Source organism: Gemmatimonadota bacterium (genome assembly GCA_016712265.1).
Lineage (GTDB): Bacteria > Gemmatimonadota > Gemmatimonadetes > Gemmatimonadales > Gemmatimonadaceae > RBC101.
Genome location: JADJRJ010000030.1, coordinates 968,984 through 987,784, shown reverse-complemented (window position 1 = coordinate 987,784; position 18,801 = coordinate 968,984). Strand labels below are relative to the sequence as shown.

Here is an 18,801-nt window from a genome sequence, read left to right as displayed (position 1 = left end):
CGCCCATACGCAACACCCCGCGCCAGCGTTACCACACACCTCCCCGTGGGCCGTCCAGACGGTTTGTTTTCGGGAGCCCGGCCGCCTTCGTTGGTCGCTGGTCACCCTCACTCTGCAGCCTTCCACATGCGACTCCGTAACTACACGCTCGGCCAATGGGTCGAGGGATCGGGCAGTCCGACCGACCTCTTTCACGCCGTCACGGGCGAAAAGATTGCCGAAGCCAGCTCGGCCGGGCTCGATTTCGGCGCGATGGCCGACTACGCACGTCGTGTTGGGGGTCCCAAGCTGCGCGCGATGACGTTCCACCAGCGCGCCCTCATGCTCAAGGAGATGGCGCGCTACCTGATGGAGCGGAAAGACGCGCTGTATGCGGTCTCCGCGGCCACCGGGGCGACCAAGGCCGACTCCTGGATTGATATCGACGGGGGAATCGGGACGCTTTTTGTGTACGCGAGCAAGGGACGGCGGGAGTTCCCCAACGAGACCTTCCATGTGGATGGCCCCATGGAGGGGATCTCCAAGGGCGGCACCTTTGTCGGGCGGCATATCTGCGTCCCCCTCGAAGGGGTCGCCGTGCATATCAACGCTTTCAACTTTCCCTGCTGGGGGATGCTGGAAAAGCTCTCTCCGTCGCTGCTCGCCGGGGTGCCGGCGATCGTTAAGCCAGCCACACTGACCTCGTTCCTCACCGAGGCCATGTTCCGGATGATGGTCGAGAGTGAGATCTTCCCCGAGGGCGCGATTCAGCTGATCTGTGGTAGCGCGGGCAACCTGCTCGACCAGCTGGGGTGCCAGGATGCCGTGGCATTTACCGGCAGCGCCGACACCGGGCGCAAGCTCAAGCAGCACCCGAACATCGTGGAGCACTCGGTGCGGTTCAACATGGAGGCCGATTCGCTGAACTGCTCCATCCTGGGTCCGGATGCCACACCGGGGACCGAGGAATTCGACCTGTTCATCAAGGAGGTCGCGCGCGAGATGACCTCCAAGGCGGGGCAGAAGTGCACGGCGATTCGCCGCACCATCGTTCCGGATCGGGTCATGGAAGATGTCGTCAAGGCGTTGAGCAAGCGCCTGGCCGGGGTCACGGTGGGTGACCCGTCGGTGGACGGAGTGAAGATGGGTCCGCTGGCCGGCCGCGCCCAGGTGAGCGAGGTGCAACGGGCGCTGGATGGGATCCGAGGGGGAGCCGAGGTGGTCTTTGCGCAGGAGGGTGCGCTGGTGGGGGCCACGGCCGAGCGCGGGGCGTTCTTCCCGATCACGTTGCTCGCGTGCAACGCGCCGCTGTCGCAGACCCAGGCGCACGACATCGAGGCCTTCGGGCCGGTGAATACCGTGATGCCCTACACTAACGTGGCCGACGCGGTGACCCTGGCCCGCCTCGGGAAGGGTTCGTTGGTGGGGTCGGTCTTTACGGCGGATGACCGTGTGGCGCGGGAGCTCGTGCTCGGGGTGGCGCCCTTCCACGGCCGCGTCTACATCCAGAATCGTCACGGGGCCAAGGAGTCGACTGGGCACGGGTCCCCGCTGCCGCACCTGGTCCACGGTGGCCCGGGACGCGCTGGTGGCGGCGAGGAGATGGGCGGGGCGCGTGGGGTGATGCACTACATGCAGCGCACCGCGCTGCAGGGCTCACCGACCACCATCACGGCGATCACCAATGAGTGGATGCCGGGGGCGGCCCAGCCCACGGACCGGATCCATCCGTTCCGCAAGCACTTCGAGGAACTCGCGATCGGTGAGACACTCGTCACGCACCGCCGGACGATCACCGAGGCGGACATCGTGATGTTCACCGGAGTCTCCCACGACACCTTTTACGCCCACACCGACGAGATCGCCGCGCGGGAGTCGCCGCTCTTCGGCAAGCGGGTGGCGCACGGCTACTTCGTGCTGTCGGCGGCGGCCGGGCTCTTTGTCGATCCGGCGCCGGGACCGGTGCTCGCAAACTACGGACTGGAGAGCCTCCGGTTCACCAAACCGGTGTATGCGGGTGACACGATCCGGGCGACGCTCACCTGCAAGCAGAAGACCGCCAAGGAGACGCCGGTCGACGGGCCTCCCCAAGGGGTGGTCGCGTGGGAAGTCCACGTGCATAACCAGGACAACGACCTGGTGTTGACCTACACGATTCTCACCCTGATTCGCCGGCTTCCCACGCCGAGCTGAGGACGCCTCCATGCGCATGCGTCGTGGGGCAATGGTTGTGGCGATGGCCCTCGTCGCCCGTGACGGTCGCGGGCAGGCCGCTCCCCCGGCTGACCTGGTGCTGTACAACGGTGCCGTCCTGACCGTGGATGCGAGTGACCGGGTGGCCGAGGCCGTCGCCGTGCGTGGCTCGCGCATCGTGGCCGTCGGCACGACGCAGGAGGTCCTGCGGCTTGCCGGCCCTGCGACGCGGCGGATCGACTTGAAGGGCCGGGCGGTCACACCGGGGCTGATGGACGCCCACGGGCACTTCTCGGGAGGCGCGGGGGACCTGGATCTGCTGGACCTGTCTTATCCAAAGGTCCGCAGCATCCGGGAGCTGGTGGATAGCGTCCGCGTGCGCGCGCGCGCCGGCGGTGCGGGCACCTGGATCACCGGCCGCGGCTGGGACGAAGGGAAGTTCACCGAGCGTCGGCTCCCAACGGCGGCCGACCTCGCCGCTGCCGCAGGGGGTCGTCCGGTCTGGCTGGTCCAGACCATGGGACATTACGGCGTGGCGAGCCCGGAGGCGTTGCGCCTGGCCGGGATCACGAAGGACACGCGGGACCCGCCAGGCGGCACGATCGATCGCGGGCCAGACGGCGCGCCGACGGGTGTCCTGAAGGAGTCGGCGATGGGGCTCGTGAGTCGCCTCGTCCCACGCGGCACACGGACGCAGCTCGAGGCCGGGATGGCGGCCCTCGCCAGGCAGTTCAATGCGGAGGGAATGACCGGGGTCAAGGATCCGGGCATTCGCCAGGAGACCTGGGATGCCTATCGCGCCGTCCAGTCGCGTGGGGAACTCTCGCTTCGCGTCTTTACCCTCTGGCATGGTGGGCGCACGCTGGAATCCGCCAGGGAAGTGGCGACGCGCATCGCCCCGACCACCCGGCCTTACGAGTCAACGGGGGATGATCACCTCATCTCCGGCGGTGTGAAGCTGTACATCGATGGCTCGGGCGGGGCGCGCACCGCGTGGCTGTACAACGACTGGAACAAGGACTTCCGCGGCGTGGACACCGGGAACACCGGGTACCCCACCACGGACCCGGCTATCGTGCGGCAACAGATCCGCCTGCTTCACGACGCCGGACTGCACGTCTCCGTTCATTCGATCGGAGACCGCGGGATCGACTGGACGGTCGACAGTTACGCCGAGGCGTTGCGCGCGACGCCTCGTGCCGGGCTGCGGCACGGGATCATCCACGCGAACATCCCGACGGACCATGCGATCACGGTCATGGCCGACCTCCAGAAGCGGTTCGATGCGGCGATTCCCGAGCCATCCGCGACCTTCATGTGGTGGATCGGCGACACATACTCCTCCAACTTTGGCGAGCAGCGGTCGTTGCGCCTCAATCCCTTCCGGACCTTCCAGCGCCAGGGCGTGCGTTGGGCCAACGGTTCCGACTTCGGGGTGACTCCCTTTCCGGCACGCTACGGGATCTGGGCGGCCGTCGCCCGGGAGCCGCTGCTCGGCGTCAACGGCAAGACGCCGTTTGGCCTTGCCGAGTCCGTCGATGTGCGGACCGCGCTCCGGGCGGTGACGATCGAGGTGGCACGGCAGATGTTCCTCGAGAGCAAGGTCGGTTCGATCGAGGTGGGCAAGTACGCCGACCTGGCGGTCTGGGACCGGGATCCGTACACCGCCGCGACCGCGCAACTGAAGGACATGCAGTGCCAGCTCACGGTGTTTAACGGCCGGGTGGTGTTTGACCGGTCGACCTCCATTCCCCGTCCGTAACCGTTTCCTGATGCCTCGTCCCACCGCGCGTTTTGCCCAGCTCCCGGCGTATCCGCTCGCCCATATCCCGGCCCGCAAGCGCGAGTTGATTCAACGTGGGGTCGACGTCATCGACCTGGGCGCCGGGGACGCGGACCTGCCCCCCCCACCGGCCGCCGTGGAGGCGCTCCAGCGCGCGGCGACGACCCCGGCGATGAGCCGCTATGGCTTCAACCTTGGGCATGTGCCCTATCGCGAGGCGATCAGCGGCTGGATGCATGAGCGATTTGGCCAGTCGTTCGATCCACTCACCGAGGTGGTGCCGCTGATCGGGTCCAAGGAGGGATTGGCCCACATCGCCTTTGCCTACCTCGGGGCCGGCGACGTGGCCGTGATTCCCGAGCCTGCCTACCAGGCATACCTCGGCGGGACCCTCCTGTCCGATGCGCTGCCGCAGGTGTACGCCCTGCGTCCACGCACGCGGTTCCTGCTGGAATTGGATGAATTGCCGGGGGCCGTCGCGGCGCGCGTGCGCGTGGTCTACCTCAACTATCCGAACAACCCGACCACGGCGATCGCGCCACGGGACTACCTGGAGCGCGTCGTCCGTTGGTGCCGCGAGCGCGACGCGCTCCTGGTGTACGACAATGCGTACTCGGAGCTGGCGTTCGACGGGTACGTGCCCCCGTCGATCTTTGAGGTGGACGGCGCGCGCGAGGTGGCGATCGAGTTTCACTCGCTCAGCAAGACCTACAACATGACGGGGTGGCGGTGTGGGTGGGCCGCGGGGAGTGCCGCCGTCGTGGGAGCGCTGGCGAAGGTGAAGACCTTTGTCGACACCGGGGCGTTCATGGGAGTGCAGGCGGCCGGTGCAGCGGCGATCGGGAGCTACCGGGAGTTTGTCCCGGGGAACGTCGCGACCTTCCGGGAGCGTCGCGATGCGGCGGTGGCGGCGTTTCGCGCGAACGGCTTCTCGGTGGAGTCGCCGCAGGCCACCATGTACCTGTGGATTCCACTCCCGGACGGGATCCCTTCCGCGCGTTTCGCCGAACGATTGATGGACGACGAAGGCGTGATCGTCCTTCCCGGGTCGGGATTCGGGGCAGGGGGAGAGGGGTTCTTCAGAATTTCCTTCATCGCCCCTCCGGATCGGCTGCGAGAGGCTGCCGCGCGCGCCGGTCGTGTGCTCGCCGCCATGCAGGCGACCACAGGTTGATTCTCGTGTGCGTCGCTCACTCTCCTGATCAGTGCGGCCCCGCACATCCGTCGTCTCCCGCAAAGGGTCGCGCCGTCGACGCCCACGCGGCCGCGAACCACTTGCCCCTCCGCTTCCGGATGGCAAGCTTCTCATGACCCGCCACACACTGGAGCAGACGGCGCATGCGCATTGACCCGAAAGGCCGAAGTCGCGACATCGAAGATCGTCGTGGCGCGGGCGGCGGCGGAGGCTTCGGCGGCATCGGGGGTGGGGGGGGGATGCGGCGCGCCGGCGGACTGGGGATGGGAGGGTTCATCATCCTCCTGATCCTGAGCCTGATCTTCAAGCGCGACTTCATTTCGCTCGCCGGCGGCGGCGGCGGGGCCGTGCCGGCTGGACCCGCGGCGCAAGCTCCGGTGCAGGACGCAGCGGAGGAGCCACTCGTGCTTCGGCTCGGTGTGGTGCTGGACTCCGTGCAGGACTACTGGGCGCGGGCGTTGCCGGCCATGGGGACGCAGTATCCACGCGCGACGCTCGTACTCTTTCGTGGTGGCACGCAGACTGGGGGGTGCGGGTTCGGGGAGTCGGCGGCGGGGCCGTTCTATTGTCCGGCCGATGCCAAGGTATACATCGACCTCGACTTCCTGGAGGAGTTGCAGCAGCGATTCCGGGCGCCCGGTGATTTTGCTCAGGCGTATATCCTCGCCCACGAGATCGGTCACCACGTGCAGAACGTGCTGGGGACGAGCGACCAGGTGCGGGCGGCGCAGCAGCGCAATCGCGGTCAGGCGAACGAATTGAGCGTTCGACTCGAGTTGCAGGCCGATTGTTATGCGGGGGTATGGGGGCACCTGGCAGCCCGGCAGGGCTGGCTCGAGGAGGGCGACCTCGAGGAAGGGCTGGGAGCGGCGGCCGCTGTGGGCGACGACCGGATCCAGCGCCAGACGACAGGGCGGGTGAGCCCTGAGAGCTGGACGCACGGCTCGTCGGAGCAGCGCATGGAGTGGTTTACGCGAGGATTCCGGAGTGGGCGCCCAGATGCCTGTGATACCTTTGGTGGTTAGGCATGCGGCGCTGCTGCTTCTGGTGGTTGGCGCCACCATGAATGCTCAGGCGGCCCGCCCGCGGGCGCGCGAGCTGGGGGTGGCGCCGGGGGTGTTTACCCCGGGTGCCCTCAACGCCATTACGGACGTCGCTGGCGTGACGGTCGGCCAGGTGACCGTGGCCGAGGGCGACTCGGTGCGCACCGGGGTGACCGCGATCCTGCCCCACGGGGAGAACCCGTTCCTGAGTCGGGTGCCGGCGGCCGTGCACGTCGGCAACGGGTTCGGGAAGCTGCTCGGGGTGACCCAGCTTCGCGAACTCGGCGAACTCGAGACGCCGATCCTGCTCACGTGCACGCTTTGCGTGTGGAAGGCGGCGGACGCAATGGTCGAGTGGATGCTGGCGCGGCCGGGGATGCAGGGGGTGGGTTCGATCAACCCGGTGGTGGGGGAGACCAACGATGGTGTGCTGAACGCCATCCGGTCACGCCCGATCCGCATGGAGCATGTCCGCGCCGCGCTTGAGGGCGCGCGCTCCGGACCGGTGGAGGAGGGCGCCGTTGGGGCGGGGGCGGGCACCGTGGCCTTTGGGTGGAAAGGCGGCATCGGGACGTCGTCCCGGGTGTTGCCGCAATCGTTAGGCGGGTATACGGTCGGCGTCCTCGTGCAGTCCAACTTTGGTGGGGTGTTGCAGGTGCTCGGCGCGCCCGTCGGACGGGAACTCGGCCAATACGCGTTTCGTGGCGGGGCCGATGACGAGGTCGGGGACGGCTCCATCATGATGGTGGTGGCGACCGACGCACCGCTCTCGGACCGCAACCTCGGGCGGGTGGCCGCGCGGGCGATCATGGGATTGTCGCGGACGGGCTCGTCGGCCTCCAACGGGAGTGGCGACTACGTGATTGCCTTCTCCACGGCTTCCGACGTGCGCCGCCAGCTGCCGGCGCCGGGCACGGGGAACGCGCCGCCGCGCCGCAACGTGGAGGAAGTCACGAACGACGCGGTTTCCGCGCTCTTCCAGGCCGTCGTCGAGGCCACGGAGGAAGCGATCTACAACTCCATGTTCAAGGCGGTGACGGTGACCTCACGTGGCCGCACGGTGGAAGCGCTCCCGATCGACCGGGTGCGCGAGATCCTCTCGAAATACGGCATCCGGTGATCACCCGATTCGTGCTCCTGGTCGCCTTGGCCGCGATGGGGGCGTGCGCGCGGCGTGCCTCCCTGCGCGATCCCGGCGCCGCGGCCTACACGCGGACTGCGCCCGACTCCTTCGACGTCCGCATGGAGACCACACGGGGCACGATGGACGTCCGCCTGCGGCGCCACTGGTCCCCGCTTGGCGTCGACCGGTTCCACGCCCTGGTCCGGCAGCGGTACTTCGACGACGTGGCGTTCCACCGCGTGATACGGAACTACGTGGCGCAGTTCGGGATCCATGGTGACACGGCGGTGACCCGCGCCTGGCGTGGCCGCTCCATCCAGGACGAGCCCGTTGTCGCCCCCAATCGCAAGGGAACCATCTCCTACGCGCGTGGGGGAGCGAACTCGCGTTCCGTGCAGCTGTTCTTCAACACGGTCGACAACACCCCGCGCTTGGACACCCTGAACAGCTTCGGCTTTCCACCGATCGGAGAGGTCGTGGCGGGGATGGCGGTGCTCGATTCCCTCAACTGGGAGTACTCCGGGACGCGGGGTGGGCAGACCTTTCCGGGGCCGTCGCAGGACTCGCTCTCGCGCGTCGGGAACGCGTACCTCCGGCGCAGCTTTCCACGGCTCGATTACATCGTGCGCGCGCGGGTCGTCAAGCGCTGGTAGGGCTGGGGGCCCCCCCCCGATTTCAAGATGCCGGCCCCGCGCCGATCCTCCATCATCGTTCCATTTCGGTTGCTAGCAGGATCCCGCGGAACCTCCACCGGGTCCGGCGGTACACTCCCTCACGAGCGACCAACTCCTTCCCTCGGACCCATGCGCACTCGATCCGTTCTTCTTGCCCTCGCCGTCTTTGCCACGGCGCCCACGGCTCAGGCGCAAGGCCTCTCCCTCTGGCTTGGTGCCGGTCGCCCCGTGAGCGATAGCGGCGCCCTCAAGTTCAAGACCTCGGACGTGTACGCTGCGGCGCAATTTGACCTGCCCGTCTTCCCCATGGCCCTGCGGGTCGAGGGAATGGTGGCCGGCTCCAACCTGCGCTCGGCCCCCCGCTCTTATTTCGCCTCAGCGGTCTTTCCCGTCCGCCTCGGCATCATGACGCCGTACGGCATCGCCGGGTATGGCGCGTATTCCTATGGCAAGGTCCAGGAAACGCGGGGGTACAACTACGGCGGCGGGGTGCGCCTCGGCATGGGTCGCACGGGATTTTTCGCCGAGATGCGGCGCCACGAAAAGTTGAACAAGACACAGGGCACCATCGGCATGACGTTCTAGCGCCACGCCCGGCGCGAGCGGGTTTCCCCAGCGGCGCGGAACGCACAGGCGCGCGGTGGCTCCAAGCCATCGCGCGTTTTGTGTTCTTGTGGGTTGACGGCCGCAGTTTACTGCCCCAAGGTGCGGGTGCTCGCCCCGACCCCAGCCCTGTAGAACTCGTGACGCCCCAACGTGCCTCCCTGCTCGCCCTTGCCGCCGCCCTCGTGTCTTCCTCCGTGGCCGCGCAGCCCCTGGTCGACCGCTACCGACCGGCGGCAGACCGCATCATCGCGGCCGCGCTCGCGGACAGCGCCGCCTGGAAGCGCGTTGCCGAGTTGACGGAGCGGTTCGGGCATCGCTTCAGCGGCAGCGCCAGCCTCGAGCAGGCGATCGACTGGATCCAGGTGCAGATGAAGTCCGACGGGCTGGACAACGTGCGCGGTGAACCGGTCATGGTGCCGCACTGGGTTCGTGGACGCGAGTCCATTGAGCTGGTCTCACCGCGTCGGGAGTTACTTCCCATGCTGGGCCTCGGCGGTTCGATCGGGACGCCGGCAGCAGGAATCACCGCCGACGTCATGGTGGTCGCGACCTTCGACGAACTGAAGGCACGCGCCGCCGAGGCCCGCGGAAAGATCGTATTGTTCAATGCTCCGTTCACGAATTACGGCGCGACGGTTGCGTACCGCCGGAACGGCGCCGTGGAGGCCGCGCGGGTCGGTGCCGTGGCCTCCGTGATCCGCTCGGTCACGCCGTACTCCATGCGGACACCACACACGGGCAGCATGGCCTATGACTCCGCCGTGCGGAAGATCCCGCACGCGGCGATCGCCCCGGAGGATGCCGACATGATCGCTCGCATGATCGCCCGCGGAGATCGCGTGCGGCTCAAGGTGACGATGGGGGCGCGGACCCTGCCCGACGTGATGTCGCGCAACGTGATCGGTGAGCTGCGGGGCACCGAGCGGCCGGAGGAGGTGGTCGTCATGGGCGGCCACATCGATTCCTGGGACGTGGGTCGCGGGGCGATGGACGATGCCGGGGGAGTGGTGGCGGCGTGGGAGGGGATTCGCCTCCTGAAGGCGCTCGGGCTGCGGCCGCGGCGCACGATTCGCGTGGTCGGATGGACGAACGAGGAAAACGGGATGCGCGGCGGGAACGCCTATCGCGACGCGCATCGCGCGCAGGCGCGCAACCATGTCCTGATGATGGAATCCGATGGCGGCGTCTTTTCCCCCCGTGGGTTCGGCTTTACCGGGACGGATTCTGCCTTCGCGATCATCCAGCAGGTCGGCCGCCTGCTCGAGGGGATCGGTGCCGGCGCGATCACCCGGGGCGGAGGGGGCGCAGACATCGGCCCGATGATGGAACTCGGGGTTCCTGGCATGGGGCTGAACGTTGATGACACGAAATACTTCTGGTACCACCACACGAATGCCGACACGATCGACAAGATGTCCCCGCGGGAGGTGGCCCTGTCGACGGCGGTGATGGCCATCATGGCGTACGTGGTGGCGGACATGCCGGATCGCCTGCCGGGGGCGGCCCGCTAGCCGACTTGTGCGATGACGGACCTGCCGCAAATTTTTTCGGCGCGGCGGGAGCGCTCGCTCCGGGGCCGCATTCCCTCAGGAGCCCTGCATGGCGAAACAGGACGCGATCGAGCTGGAAGGAACCGTCACCGAAGTCCTCCCCAACGCGACGTTCCTGGTGACCCTCCCCGGAGGACACGACGTCCTCGCCACACTCGGCGGCAAGCTCCGGCAACATCGCATCCGCATCCTCGCCGGTGACATCGTCAAGCTCGAGGTCTCACCCTACGACCTGAACCGCGGACGCATCACCTTTCGCTACACCAAGCCGCCGCAGCACGGGTCGTAGTCGCGGGTTGCCTAACGCCGGAACCAGAGCCCGGCGCTCACCAGCAGCAAGACGGAGAAGAGGGTCGCGAGGCCGAAGGCCTTCATGGCCGATCCCGCCGTGGTCGTGTCGAAGTGCGTGAGGCGAATGGTGACGCTGTCGGCCTGGGGTGAGCGGTTGCCGAACCGCAGCTCCCAGGTACCCGGCTGGTCAATGCGCATGCTGAAGAGCAGGTCGAGTCCCGGACGGTTCTCACGTGATTGCGCGCGTTCTGACGTGGCCCGTTGTACCTGGCCCGTGGCCCCGGTTTCCCGGTTCCTGACGGTGACCTCCCACGCATCGACTGCCTTGATCGCCTCTCGCGAACCGATCCCCACGGCGCGATACACCCCGGCCTGAGGCAGCAGAATGAGGTTCATGGAGTCGACGCGGAACGTGGCGCTGACGTCCCGGTTGACCCGCTGGCCGGTTTCGCGCACCGCGCGCACGGCGGCCCAGCCGGTCAGCAGGCAGGCAGGGAGGGTGAGGTAGACAAGTCGTCGCACGGTGGGGCAAGGAACGCCGATCGCACCCGCGAGGCAAGTCCCGACCCGATCGTTGCGCCGTCACCCACCGGGACCCCGCGACCACTTACCCTCTTGCCCCACCTTCCTGCATCTTCGCCGTCCTTCCACACCGCCGCCGCCATGTCGATCGTCGAGGACCTCGACCGCCAGCTCGCTACCACGTACACCCGACGCACTGCGGCGTCCCGCGAGCTGTACGAGCGGGCCCAACGGGTGCTCCCCGGTGGGGACACGCGCACCGGGACCTTCTTCCTCCCGTACCCGACCTTCATGGACCGTGGGGAGGGGTGCGAGCTCGTCGATGTGGATGGCAACCGGTATGTCGATTTCCTCGGCAACTTCACGTCGCTCATCCACGGCCATGCGGAGCCGCGCATTGCGGCGGCGATCGCCGAACAGGCCCGCCGGGGCACTGTGATGGGATACCCCACCGAGGCGCAGGTCGCGCTCGCCGAGCTGCTGGTGGAGCGCGTGCCGTCCGTGGAACGGGTGCGGTTCTGTAACAGCGGCACCGAAGCCGTCATGAATGCCATCCGCGGTGCGCGCGCCTTCACCGGGCGTCGGATGATCGTGAAGGTCGAGGGGGGATACAACGGTGCCTACGACGCCGCCCAGGTCTCGGTCACCCCGGGGTTCCATTCTCCGCCATATCCCAGCGGGATCGCGGATGGACCCGGCGTCTCACCCGGCATCGTGAGCGAAGTGCTGGTCACGCCGTTCAACGACCTCGAGACCTTGCGCTGGATCCTCGAGCGGTACGGGCGTGACGTGGCCGCCGTCCTGGTGGAACCGATGGTCTCCTACGCGGGGATGCTGCGGCCGGACGACGGGTACCTGCAAGGCGTCGTTGACGCGGCCCATGCGGTCGGGGCGCTGGCCATCTTTGATGAGATCGTCACGTTCCGCGTGGGATACGGTGGCTTGCAGGGTCTGGCGGGGGTCGCGCCAGACCTGACGACCTTTGCCAAGATCATTGGGGGTGGCCTGCCGGTCGGCGCGTTCGGGGGGCGGGAGGAGGTGATGGCGGTCTTCGATCCCCGTCGCGAAGGGGGCGTGTCCCACAGCGGGACCTTCAACGGGAACAACGCCACCATGGCGGCGGGGCTGGAGGCGATGCGGATGTGGACCCCGCTGGCCATTGCTCGCCTGGATCAGCTTGGTGAGCGATTGCGCCGTGGACTGCAGCGAGAGATCGACGTCCGCGAGGTGCTGGGCTACGTGCAGGGGATGGGGTCGCTCTGCCATGTGCATTACTGCACCGGTCCGGTTCGGACCTATCGCGACGCGCTGCGGTCTCCCAAACACTGCGCCCGTCTCATGCATCTGGGACTCCTCACCCGCGGCTTCTTGTGGGCATCCCGAGGGATGACGGCGTTGAATACGGCGATCACGGAGGCCGAGGTCGATGCCCTGTGCGTCGCCTTCGGGGAGGTGCTCGACCTGGGGCGCGACATCTTTCCCCGTGTGGGGTCGACCGAGCCAGCGATGGCGAATGCCTGAGGGCGCGACTGGCCGGATTCCGTCGCTCCCACCCTCGATTCCGCGGCGTCGGAGCTGGGGGCGTCGCGTCGTCGGCGCGTCCGTGCTTCGCGCCATGGGATGGCGGGTCGTGGGGAGCTGGCCAGATCTCCCCAGGTTCGTCGTCGTCGTCGCGCCTCACACCTCCAACTGGGACTTCGTTGTAGGGTTCGCGGCCTATCTCGCCCTTGAGATCGACGCGAGCTGGCTGGGGAAACACACCTTGTTTCGATGGCCGGCTGGGCCTCTGCTGCGGTATTTCGGGGGCATTCCGGTCGTGCGCACCCAGGCGACGAACGTCGTCGACTTGCATGTCCGGGAATTTCAGTCGCGGGACCAGCTGATCTTTGTGGTGGCGCCTGAGGGAACGCGCAAGCGGACCCCGGAATGGAAGTCCGGGTTCTATCGAATCGCGACCGGTGCGGGGGTCCCCATCCTCCCCGTGGCCCTGGACTTCGGCGCGCGCCTGGTGCGACTCCTCCCCGCGTTTGAACCGACCGGGGACTATGCGGCCGATCTGCCCCAGATCAAGGCGAACTTTACCCGGGAGATGGCCCGCTGCCCCGATGGATATTGACGGGATAGCCTGATCGCGGGCCGGGGTCCATCTTCTCGGGGTCCTCTTTTCCGCCGGGTCGCGCCCGGAGGGGTCCCATGCTGCGTTCCGTACGAACCTCGCTTGCCGCCGCTGCGGCGTTCCTGCTCGTCCTGCCGCTCGCCGCGCAACCGCGGGGGCAAAAGGTGCTCGATCCGTCGGATTTGGCGACCTGGCGTAACCTGCGCAACGCCACGACATCGAACGATGGCCGGTGGTTTGCTTACATCACGGCGCCTAACGAAGGCGACGGCGACGTGGTCCTTCGCGGCACCACCGAGGGGGCGGCGGAGAAGCGATGGCCGGTAGGCGAACCCGCCGGCCCCGGAGGTGGGGGGCCGTTCGGCGGCCCGGTCGACGCGCCGGTGGCGATCTCCGGCGACTCCAAGTGGCTGGTCTTCACCGCGTATCCGAGGGCCGCAGACGCGAAGAAGCTGCGACGGGAGCGCAAGCCCCTGCAGAACACCGTCAGCCTGGTGAACATCGCCACCGGGGAGAAGCGCGACTTCGAGAAGGTGCGCCGATTCGCGCTGGCGGGCGAGTCGCCAAACTGGCTCGTGCTGCATCGGTATGCTGCCGAAGGGGCAACGGCGGCGGACCTGCTCCTTGTGGACTTGCGTAACGGCGTGGTCTCGACGATTGGGTCCGTGGGCGAATGGGCGCTCGATGAGCCGGGGGCACACCTCGCCTGGACCACCGAGGTGCGCGACCGGATCGGCAACGGGCTCCAGTTGCGCAACCTGGCCACCGACGTGGTGAAGTCCCTCGACAGCGAGAAGGCGCTCTACCGCCGCCTGTCGTGGGCGGACTCGACCTTCGGCCTCACAGTGTTGCGCGGCGTAGTGGACAGCGCAGCGAGCGATACAGCCTATACGGTGGTTGCGTGGACCGGCACGCCGGGCTCACCAGTGCGCAGCACCTTCGCGGCCACGTCGTCACCCGATTTCCCGACCGGGATGCGCATCTCGCCAGATCGCGCAGCGCGCTGGGCGGCGGATCGCAGCGCGCTCTTCTTTGGCCTGGCGGAGCGTCGCACCAGCCCGGAATCGAAGACCCCGCGACCGGATGTGCGGCCGGTCGCGGGCACACCGGGGGCGATGCAAACCCCAGCCGGTGCTGGCGGCAGTGATGATGACCTCCCGACCCTGGTCATCTGGCACGGGAAGGGGGATCCGCGCCTTCAGTCGCAACAGCAGGTCGAGGAAGGTCGCGACAAGACGTTCTCCTACCTCGCCCAGTACCGGGTAGCAGAACAGAAGTTCATGCAACTCGGCACGCCCGAGCTGCGCGATGTGACCCTGACGCCCTACGAGCGGTTTGCCTTTGGTGTCGACCGTCGGCCGTACGAGCGGCGAGATGCCATTGACGGGGGCCAGCGTCGGGATATCTACGCGATTGACCTCAAGACCGGTGCGCGGTCGATGATTCGGCAGACCGCGCGGTTCAATTTCATCCCGAGTCCCGACGGGAATCGCGCGCTGTTCTACCACGACGGCGAGTACCATGTCTACGACTTCCTGTCGAAGGCCACGACGACGGTCACCAGGGGAGCGCCGACCAGTTTCGTCAATACGGAGGACGATCACAACGTGGAGCGTCCCCCGGTTCAGCCGCTGGGCTGGGCGGCTGACAACCAGTCGGTCCTGCTGTTCGACAACTACGATGTGTGGAAGGTCGGCATTCGTGGTGGCACGTTCGCGAACCTCACGGGGAACGGACGGAAGGATCGTATTCGCTACACACGCCGGGTGGTGATCAATCCGAAGGAGAAGGGGATTGACCTCACGCAGCCGATGTACCTGCAGACCTACGGCGAGTGGACCAAGAAGGAAGGGGTGTCGGTCGTCCAGCCTGGGCGCGCCGGCGCGACCTCGCTGGTGTGGGATGACGCGAAGTATTTCGTTACCCGTGCCCGGAACGCAGAAACCTGGGTCTTCACCCGGCAGACGTTCCGCGACTTCCCGGACTACTTCGCCGCCGATCGGCCGACGCTCGCAGCGGCCCGTCGGTTGACCACGGCCAATCCCCAACAGGCGGAGTTCGCCTGGTCGAGCGGAACGCGCCTGGTGGACTACGTGAGTGACAAGGGTGACACACTCCAGGGGGCGCTCTTCCTTCCGGCAGGGTACGAGCCCGGGAAGAAGTACCCAACTATGGTGTACATCTACGAGAAGTTGTCGCAGAGCCTGCATCAGTACGCCGTGCCCAACGAGACGCGGGCGTTCAACCCGAGCGTCTACACGAGCCGTGGGTACGCCGTGTTCATGCCGGACATCGTCTACAAGATCAACGACCCCGGAATGTCGAGTGTATGGTGCGTCGTACCAGGGGTGAAGGCGGCGATCGCCACGGGGATCGTGGATGCGGCCAAGGTTGGGCTCCATGGGCATTCATGGGGCGGCTACCAGTCGTCCTTCCTTGCCACGCAGACGGGCAAGCTGTTCGCGGGGATCGTGACCGGCGCCCCCCTGACCGACATGTTGTCGATGTACAGCTCCGTGTATTGGAACACCGGGAGCGCCAACCAGGGGATTTTCGAGAGCTCGCAAGGGCGATTCACGGGCGGGTACGTCGAGAATCGCGACGCCTACATCCGCAACTCCCCGGCGTTCTTCGCCGACAAGGTGCAGACCCCGGTCATGATCCTCCACAACGAAAAGGACGGGGCCGTGGACTTCAACCAGGGGATCACCTGGTTCAACACCCTGCGCGAGCAGGAGAAGGACGTCATCATGCTGCAGTATGTGGGCGAGAACCATGGCCTGCAGCTGCCCAAGAACCAGAAGGACTACACCCTGCGGATGACCGAGTATTTCGATCACTTCCTGCAAGGCAAGCCTGCCCCCGATTGGCTGAAGAACGGGATCCCGCGGCTTAAGATGGAAGAACACCTCAAGTCACGACAGAAGAAAGTCGCGTCGTGACCGTCGCGGTCGTTGGGTGCGGCGTGATTGGCCGCAGCTGGATCCGCGTCTTCACCCGGGCGGGGCACCCCGTCCGGGTCTTTGACGTCTCGCCGCAGGCGATCGAGCAGGCGTTGGCCTGGCACGCGGTGGCCGCGGCGCGGGATGGCCGCGGGGGCACCGAGCCCCAGGGGGCGACCTCCCTTGCCGAGGCGTTAGGCGGAGCGGTGTGGGTCCAGGAGAGCGGGCCGGAGGCCCTCCCGGCCAAGCAGGCCCTCTATGCGGAGATGGACTCGTGCGCCGCGCCGGAGGCCATCCTCGCGTCGAGCACCAGCACCCTCGACATGACCGAGATCTCGCGCGGACTCCGCGGCGCCCGGCGATGCGTCGTGGCCCATCCCGTCAATCCACCACACGTGGTTCCCGCCGTGGAACTGCTGGGTGGCGCGGTGACCGACCCCGGGATTGTTGCACGTGCGAGCGAGTTCCTCCGTGGCGTGGGCCAGACGCCCGTGATCCTCCGGCGCTACGTCCCCGGCTTCCTCCTCAATCGCATGCAGGCGGCGCTGGTCCGTGAGGCCATCTCGCTCCTCGATGGCGGGGTCGCTGATGCCGACGCGATCGACGCCGTGATTCGCGACGGACTGGGCCTCCGGTGGGCCCTGATGGGGCCCTTCGGGGTCGCGAACACGAATGCGGACGGCGGGGTGCGCGAGTACTTCACCCGGTACGGGGCGAGCTTCCGCTGGCTGATGGATGACCTGGGTAGCACGCCGTCGTTTGACGCGACCACCATTGAGCGGATTGGGGCAGGGGTCGACGCCATGTATCCCGGGGTGTCGCACGAGGCACTCCGTGCCTGGCGCGACCGTATGGTGGAACGCATCACCGACCTCAAGCGCGACGACCACCCGTGACCCGCGTCGCGATGATCGGGGCCGGGACGATGGGACGCCGCCTCGCCGCGGACTTCGCGCGATGTGGCCACGACGTGGTTCTCCATGACACCGAGCCGGCGGCGATCGACCGTGCCATCGCCTGGTGCCGCGGCGTTGTGCAGCGGTGGTGCAATGAGGGGCGCGTGCCGCACGCGGATGGTGAACGTATCGTTTCAAGGATCAGCCCCGCCAATTCCATCGCGTCGGCCCTCCGGGATGTCGACTTTGGCTTTGAGAACGTCCCCGAGCGCCTGGAGCTGAAGCGCGCCGTGTTCGCTGCGGCTGCCCCGTTCGTCCCGGCATCCACCATCCTGGTGTCGAACACGTCGGCCCTCCCAGGTTCGCTCTTCGCTGATGCCACGGGATGCCCGGACCGGCTCATCAACGCCAACTTCGGGCATCTCGGCCACGCAAAGGTCGAGGTCATGGGGCACCCGGGAACCTCGCCGGACACCCTGCAGCGCATCGTCGCGTTCCTCACGTCGTGCGGTTTCGAACCCCTGGTGCTGGCCCGTGAGCAGTTCGGGTATTCGAGCAACCGCATCTGGCGTGTGGTGAAGAAGGAAGTCCTTCAACAGCTCGCCGCCGGGATCACGAGTGCGGAGAATATTGATCGCGCCTGGCAACTGGACTGGGGAGTGCCGATCGGACCGTGTGCACTGATGGACCGGATCGGCCTCGATGTGGTGGCGGATATCGAAGCCGCGTATGCCAGTCACTTCGGCGATGCGTCCGAGGCCGCGCCGCCGTTCCTGCTCGACATGATCCGCGCGGGCAGGCTAGGGGTGAAATCGGGGGAGGGTTTCTTCCGGTACCACGAGACGCCGACGGGTTGACACGCCGAGTCCAGTCCCCATTTCTCGCGTGCCGTCTGCCGTCTGCCGTCCTTCTTTCAACCGTATCCTGAGTCATGAACCACTCCTGGCGCTACGCTGACACCTTCGAGTACCTCGAGCGCGTGGGCAAGATGCCCCCCGTGATCATCTGCTGCGCCTGCAATGGCGGCGTGCAGGGAAAGGAGTCAAACTCGGCGCTGCCGGAATCCGCAGAGGAGATCGCGGCGTCAGTCGGTGGCGCGTATGACGCCGGGGCGAGCATGGTCCACGTCCATGCGCGGGACCCACAGCATCTCACGCGGCCGGCCACGTCCACCGAAGTCTGGCTCGACGTCAACACCCGAATCCGGCAGCGGTGCCCTGACATCATCATCAACAACACCACCGGCGGCGGCCCGGGCATGACAATGGAGGAACGCCTCCGCTGCCTGCCGGCTCGTCCGGAGGTCGCATCGCTCAACCTGACGCCGGACATGAGCAAGTTCCGGCTCAAGGCGCGGCCCGACACCCTCCCGGATCCCCATCCCGAGGTCGTCTACGACGACTGCATCCCGTTCTCCTACAAGCTCGTGTCGCAGTTCGCGGCCGCGATGAAGGCCCAGGGCGTAAAACCGGAACTCGAGACGTATCACAGCGGCGGGAGTTGGGTCATGCGCGACCTCATCGCCCAGGGGCTGATCGAGAAGCCCTACTGGATCCAGACCGTGATGGGGTACCAGACGTCGAGCTGGGCCACGCCCGAAAACGTGGTCAACCTCATCCGCGAGTTTCCGGACGGCACCGTGTGGCTGACCTCCGGAATTGGCCCGAACCAGCTCCCCATGACCACCATGGCGCTGATCCTCGGGGGCCACGTACGGGTCGGGCTCGAGGACAATGTGTACTATCGCCGCGGCGAGCTGGCCACAGGGAACGAACAGTTGGTTGCCCGAGCGGTGCGGCTGGCCCACGAGCTAGGCCGCGACGTGGCGACCCCCGCGCAAGCGCGCGCCATGCTCGGCCTTTCGGCAACACCCAGCGCCTATTGACCA

The 18,801-nt window shown here is 67.2% G+C and carries 16 protein-coding genes; 15 read left to right on the top strand and 1 reads right to left on the bottom strand.

Annotated features, from left to right (window positions below; translation table 11 throughout):
• Positions 1-126 precede the first annotated feature (126 nt).
• The 9 genes from paaZ to infA all read left to right on the top strand — a co-directional run bounded on the left by paaZ (position 127) and on the right by infA (position 10,435).
• On the top strand, positions 127-2,172 hold the full coding sequence (gene paaZ / locus IPK85_19825; protein MBK8249623.1) for a phenylacetic acid degradation bifunctional protein PaaZ: 2,046 nt from the start codon (positions 127-129) through the stop codon (positions 2,170-2,172).
• Positions 2,173-2,182: 10 nt separating this feature from the next.
• A complete protein-coding gene (locus IPK85_19820) occupies positions 2,183-3,934 on the top strand; it encodes an amidohydrolase family protein (GenBank protein ID MBK8249622.1) in 1,752 nt (583 codons plus the stop codon).
• 10 nt (positions 3,935-3,944) lie between these two features.
• The gene (locus IPK85_19815; protein ID MBK8249621.1) at positions 3,945-5,129 is read left to right on the top strand and encodes an aminotransferase class I/II-fold pyridoxal phosphate-dependent enzyme; all 1,185 of its coding nucleotides are present in this window, start codon (positions 3,945-3,947) and stop codon (positions 5,127-5,129) included.
• A gap of 170 nt (positions 5,130-5,299) precedes the next feature.
• Complete coding sequence (locus IPK85_19810) at positions 5,300-6,175, top strand: zinc metallopeptidase (protein MBK8249620.1); 876 nt, start codon at positions 5,300-5,302, stop codon at positions 6,173-6,175.
• 37 nt (positions 6,176-6,212) lie between these two features.
• Positions 6,213-7,313, top strand: a complete 1,101-nt coding sequence (locus IPK85_19805) for a P1 family peptidase (GenBank protein MBK8249619.1) — start codon at positions 6,213-6,215, stop codon at positions 7,311-7,313.
• Positions 7,310-7,969 (top strand): peptidylprolyl isomerase, encoded by a 660-nt coding sequence (locus IPK85_19800; GenBank protein MBK8249618.1) that lies wholly within the window; start codon positions 7,310-7,312, stop codon positions 7,967-7,969. Before IPK85_19805 ends, IPK85_19800 begins: the two co-directional genes overlap by 4 nt.
• 150 nt (positions 7,970-8,119) lie before the next feature.
• On the top strand, positions 8,120-8,575 hold the full coding sequence (locus IPK85_19795; GenBank protein MBK8249617.1) for a hypothetical protein: 456 nt from the start codon (positions 8,120-8,122) through the stop codon (positions 8,573-8,575).
• A gap of 158 nt (positions 8,576-8,733) precedes the next feature.
• A complete protein-coding gene (locus IPK85_19790) occupies positions 8,734-10,107 on the top strand; it encodes a M20/M25/M40 family metallo-hydrolase (GenBank protein ID MBK8249616.1) in 1,374 nt (457 codons plus the stop codon).
• A gap of 88 nt (positions 10,108-10,195) precedes the next feature.
• Positions 10,196-10,435 carry a translation initiation factor IF-1 gene (infA, locus tag IPK85_19785; protein MBK8249615.1) on the top strand — a complete coding sequence of 80 codons (240 nt, stop codon included), beginning with the start codon at positions 10,196-10,198 and terminating at the stop codon, positions 10,433-10,435.
• A gap of 11 nt (positions 10,436-10,446) precedes the next feature.
• Here infA and IPK85_19780 read toward each other — a convergent pair whose 3' ends face one another.
• Complete coding sequence (locus IPK85_19780) at positions 10,447-10,959, bottom strand: hypothetical protein (protein ID MBK8249614.1); 513 nt, start codon at positions 10,957-10,959, stop codon at positions 10,447-10,449.
• A 141-nt stretch (positions 10,960-11,100) separates the two neighbouring features.
• On the opposite strand from IPK85_19780, the gene IPK85_19775 reads away from it, so the two are divergent.
• From IPK85_19775 to IPK85_19750, 6 genes are all read left to right on the top strand, one after another.
• Positions 11,101-12,480, top strand: a complete 1,380-nt coding sequence (locus tag IPK85_19775; GenBank protein ID MBK8249613.1) for an aspartate aminotransferase family protein — start codon at positions 11,101-11,103, stop codon at positions 12,478-12,480.
• A complete protein-coding gene (locus IPK85_19770) occupies positions 12,473-13,075 on the top strand; it encodes a lysophospholipid acyltransferase family protein (GenBank protein ID MBK8249612.1) in 603 nt (200 codons plus the stop codon). Before IPK85_19775 ends, IPK85_19770 begins: the two co-directional genes overlap by 8 nt.
• 77 nt (positions 13,076-13,152) lie before the next feature.
• Positions 13,153-16,017, top strand: coding sequence for a S9 family peptidase (locus tag IPK85_19765; protein ID MBK8249611.1), 2,865 nt, complete (start codon positions 13,153-13,155; stop codon positions 16,015-16,017).
• Positions 16,014-16,913 carry a 3-hydroxyacyl-CoA dehydrogenase gene (locus IPK85_19760; GenBank protein MBK8249610.1) on the top strand — a complete coding sequence of 300 codons (900 nt, stop codon included), beginning with the start codon at positions 16,014-16,016 and terminating at the stop codon, positions 16,911-16,913. Before IPK85_19765 ends, IPK85_19760 begins: the two co-directional genes overlap by 4 nt.
• Complete coding sequence (locus IPK85_19755; protein MBK8249609.1) at positions 16,910-17,770, top strand: 3-hydroxyacyl-CoA dehydrogenase family protein; 861 nt, start codon at positions 16,910-16,912, stop codon at positions 17,768-17,770. The genes IPK85_19760 and IPK85_19755 overlap by 4 nt, the downstream gene beginning before the upstream one ends.
• A gap of 74 nt (positions 17,771-17,844) precedes the next feature.
• Positions 17,845-18,798 carry a 3-keto-5-aminohexanoate cleavage protein gene (locus tag IPK85_19750; GenBank protein MBK8249608.1) on the top strand — a complete coding sequence of 318 codons (954 nt, stop codon included), beginning with the start codon at positions 17,845-17,847 and terminating at the stop codon, positions 18,796-18,798.
• The last annotated feature ends 3 nt before the right edge of the window (positions 18,799-18,801 follow it).

Coding starts and splice junctions, on each gene's coding strand:
- paaZ (MBK8249623.1), top strand. CDS start 127: ATGCGACTCCGTAACTACACGCTCGGCCAATGGGTCGAGGGATCGGGC.
- IPK85_19820 (MBK8249622.1), top strand. CDS start 2,183: ATGCGCATGCGTCGTGGGGCAATGGTTGTGGCGATGGCCCTCGTCGCC.
- IPK85_19815 (MBK8249621.1), top strand. CDS start 3,945: ATGCCTCGTCCCACCGCGCGTTTTGCCCAGCTCCCGGCGTATCCGCTC.
- IPK85_19805 (MBK8249619.1), top strand. CDS start 6,213: ATGAATGCTCAGGCGGCCCGCCCGCGGGCGCGCGAGCTGGGGGTGGCG.
- IPK85_19795 (MBK8249617.1), top strand. CDS start 8,120: ATGCGCACTCGATCCGTTCTTCTTGCCCTCGCCGTCTTTGCCACGGCG.
- infA (MBK8249615.1), top strand. CDS start 10,196: ATGGCGAAACAGGACGCGATCGAGCTGGAAGGAACCGTCACCGAAGTC.
- IPK85_19775 (MBK8249613.1), top strand. CDS start 11,101: ATGTCGATCGTCGAGGACCTCGACCGCCAGCTCGCTACCACGTACACC.
- IPK85_19770 (MBK8249612.1), top strand. CDS start 12,473: ATGCCTGAGGGCGCGACTGGCCGGATTCCGTCGCTCCCACCCTCGATT.
- IPK85_19765 (MBK8249611.1), top strand. CDS start 13,153: ATGCTGCGTTCCGTACGAACCTCGCTTGCCGCCGCTGCGGCGTTCCTG.
- IPK85_19750 (MBK8249608.1), top strand. CDS start 17,845: ATGAACCACTCCTGGCGCTACGCTGACACCTTCGAGTACCTCGAGCGC.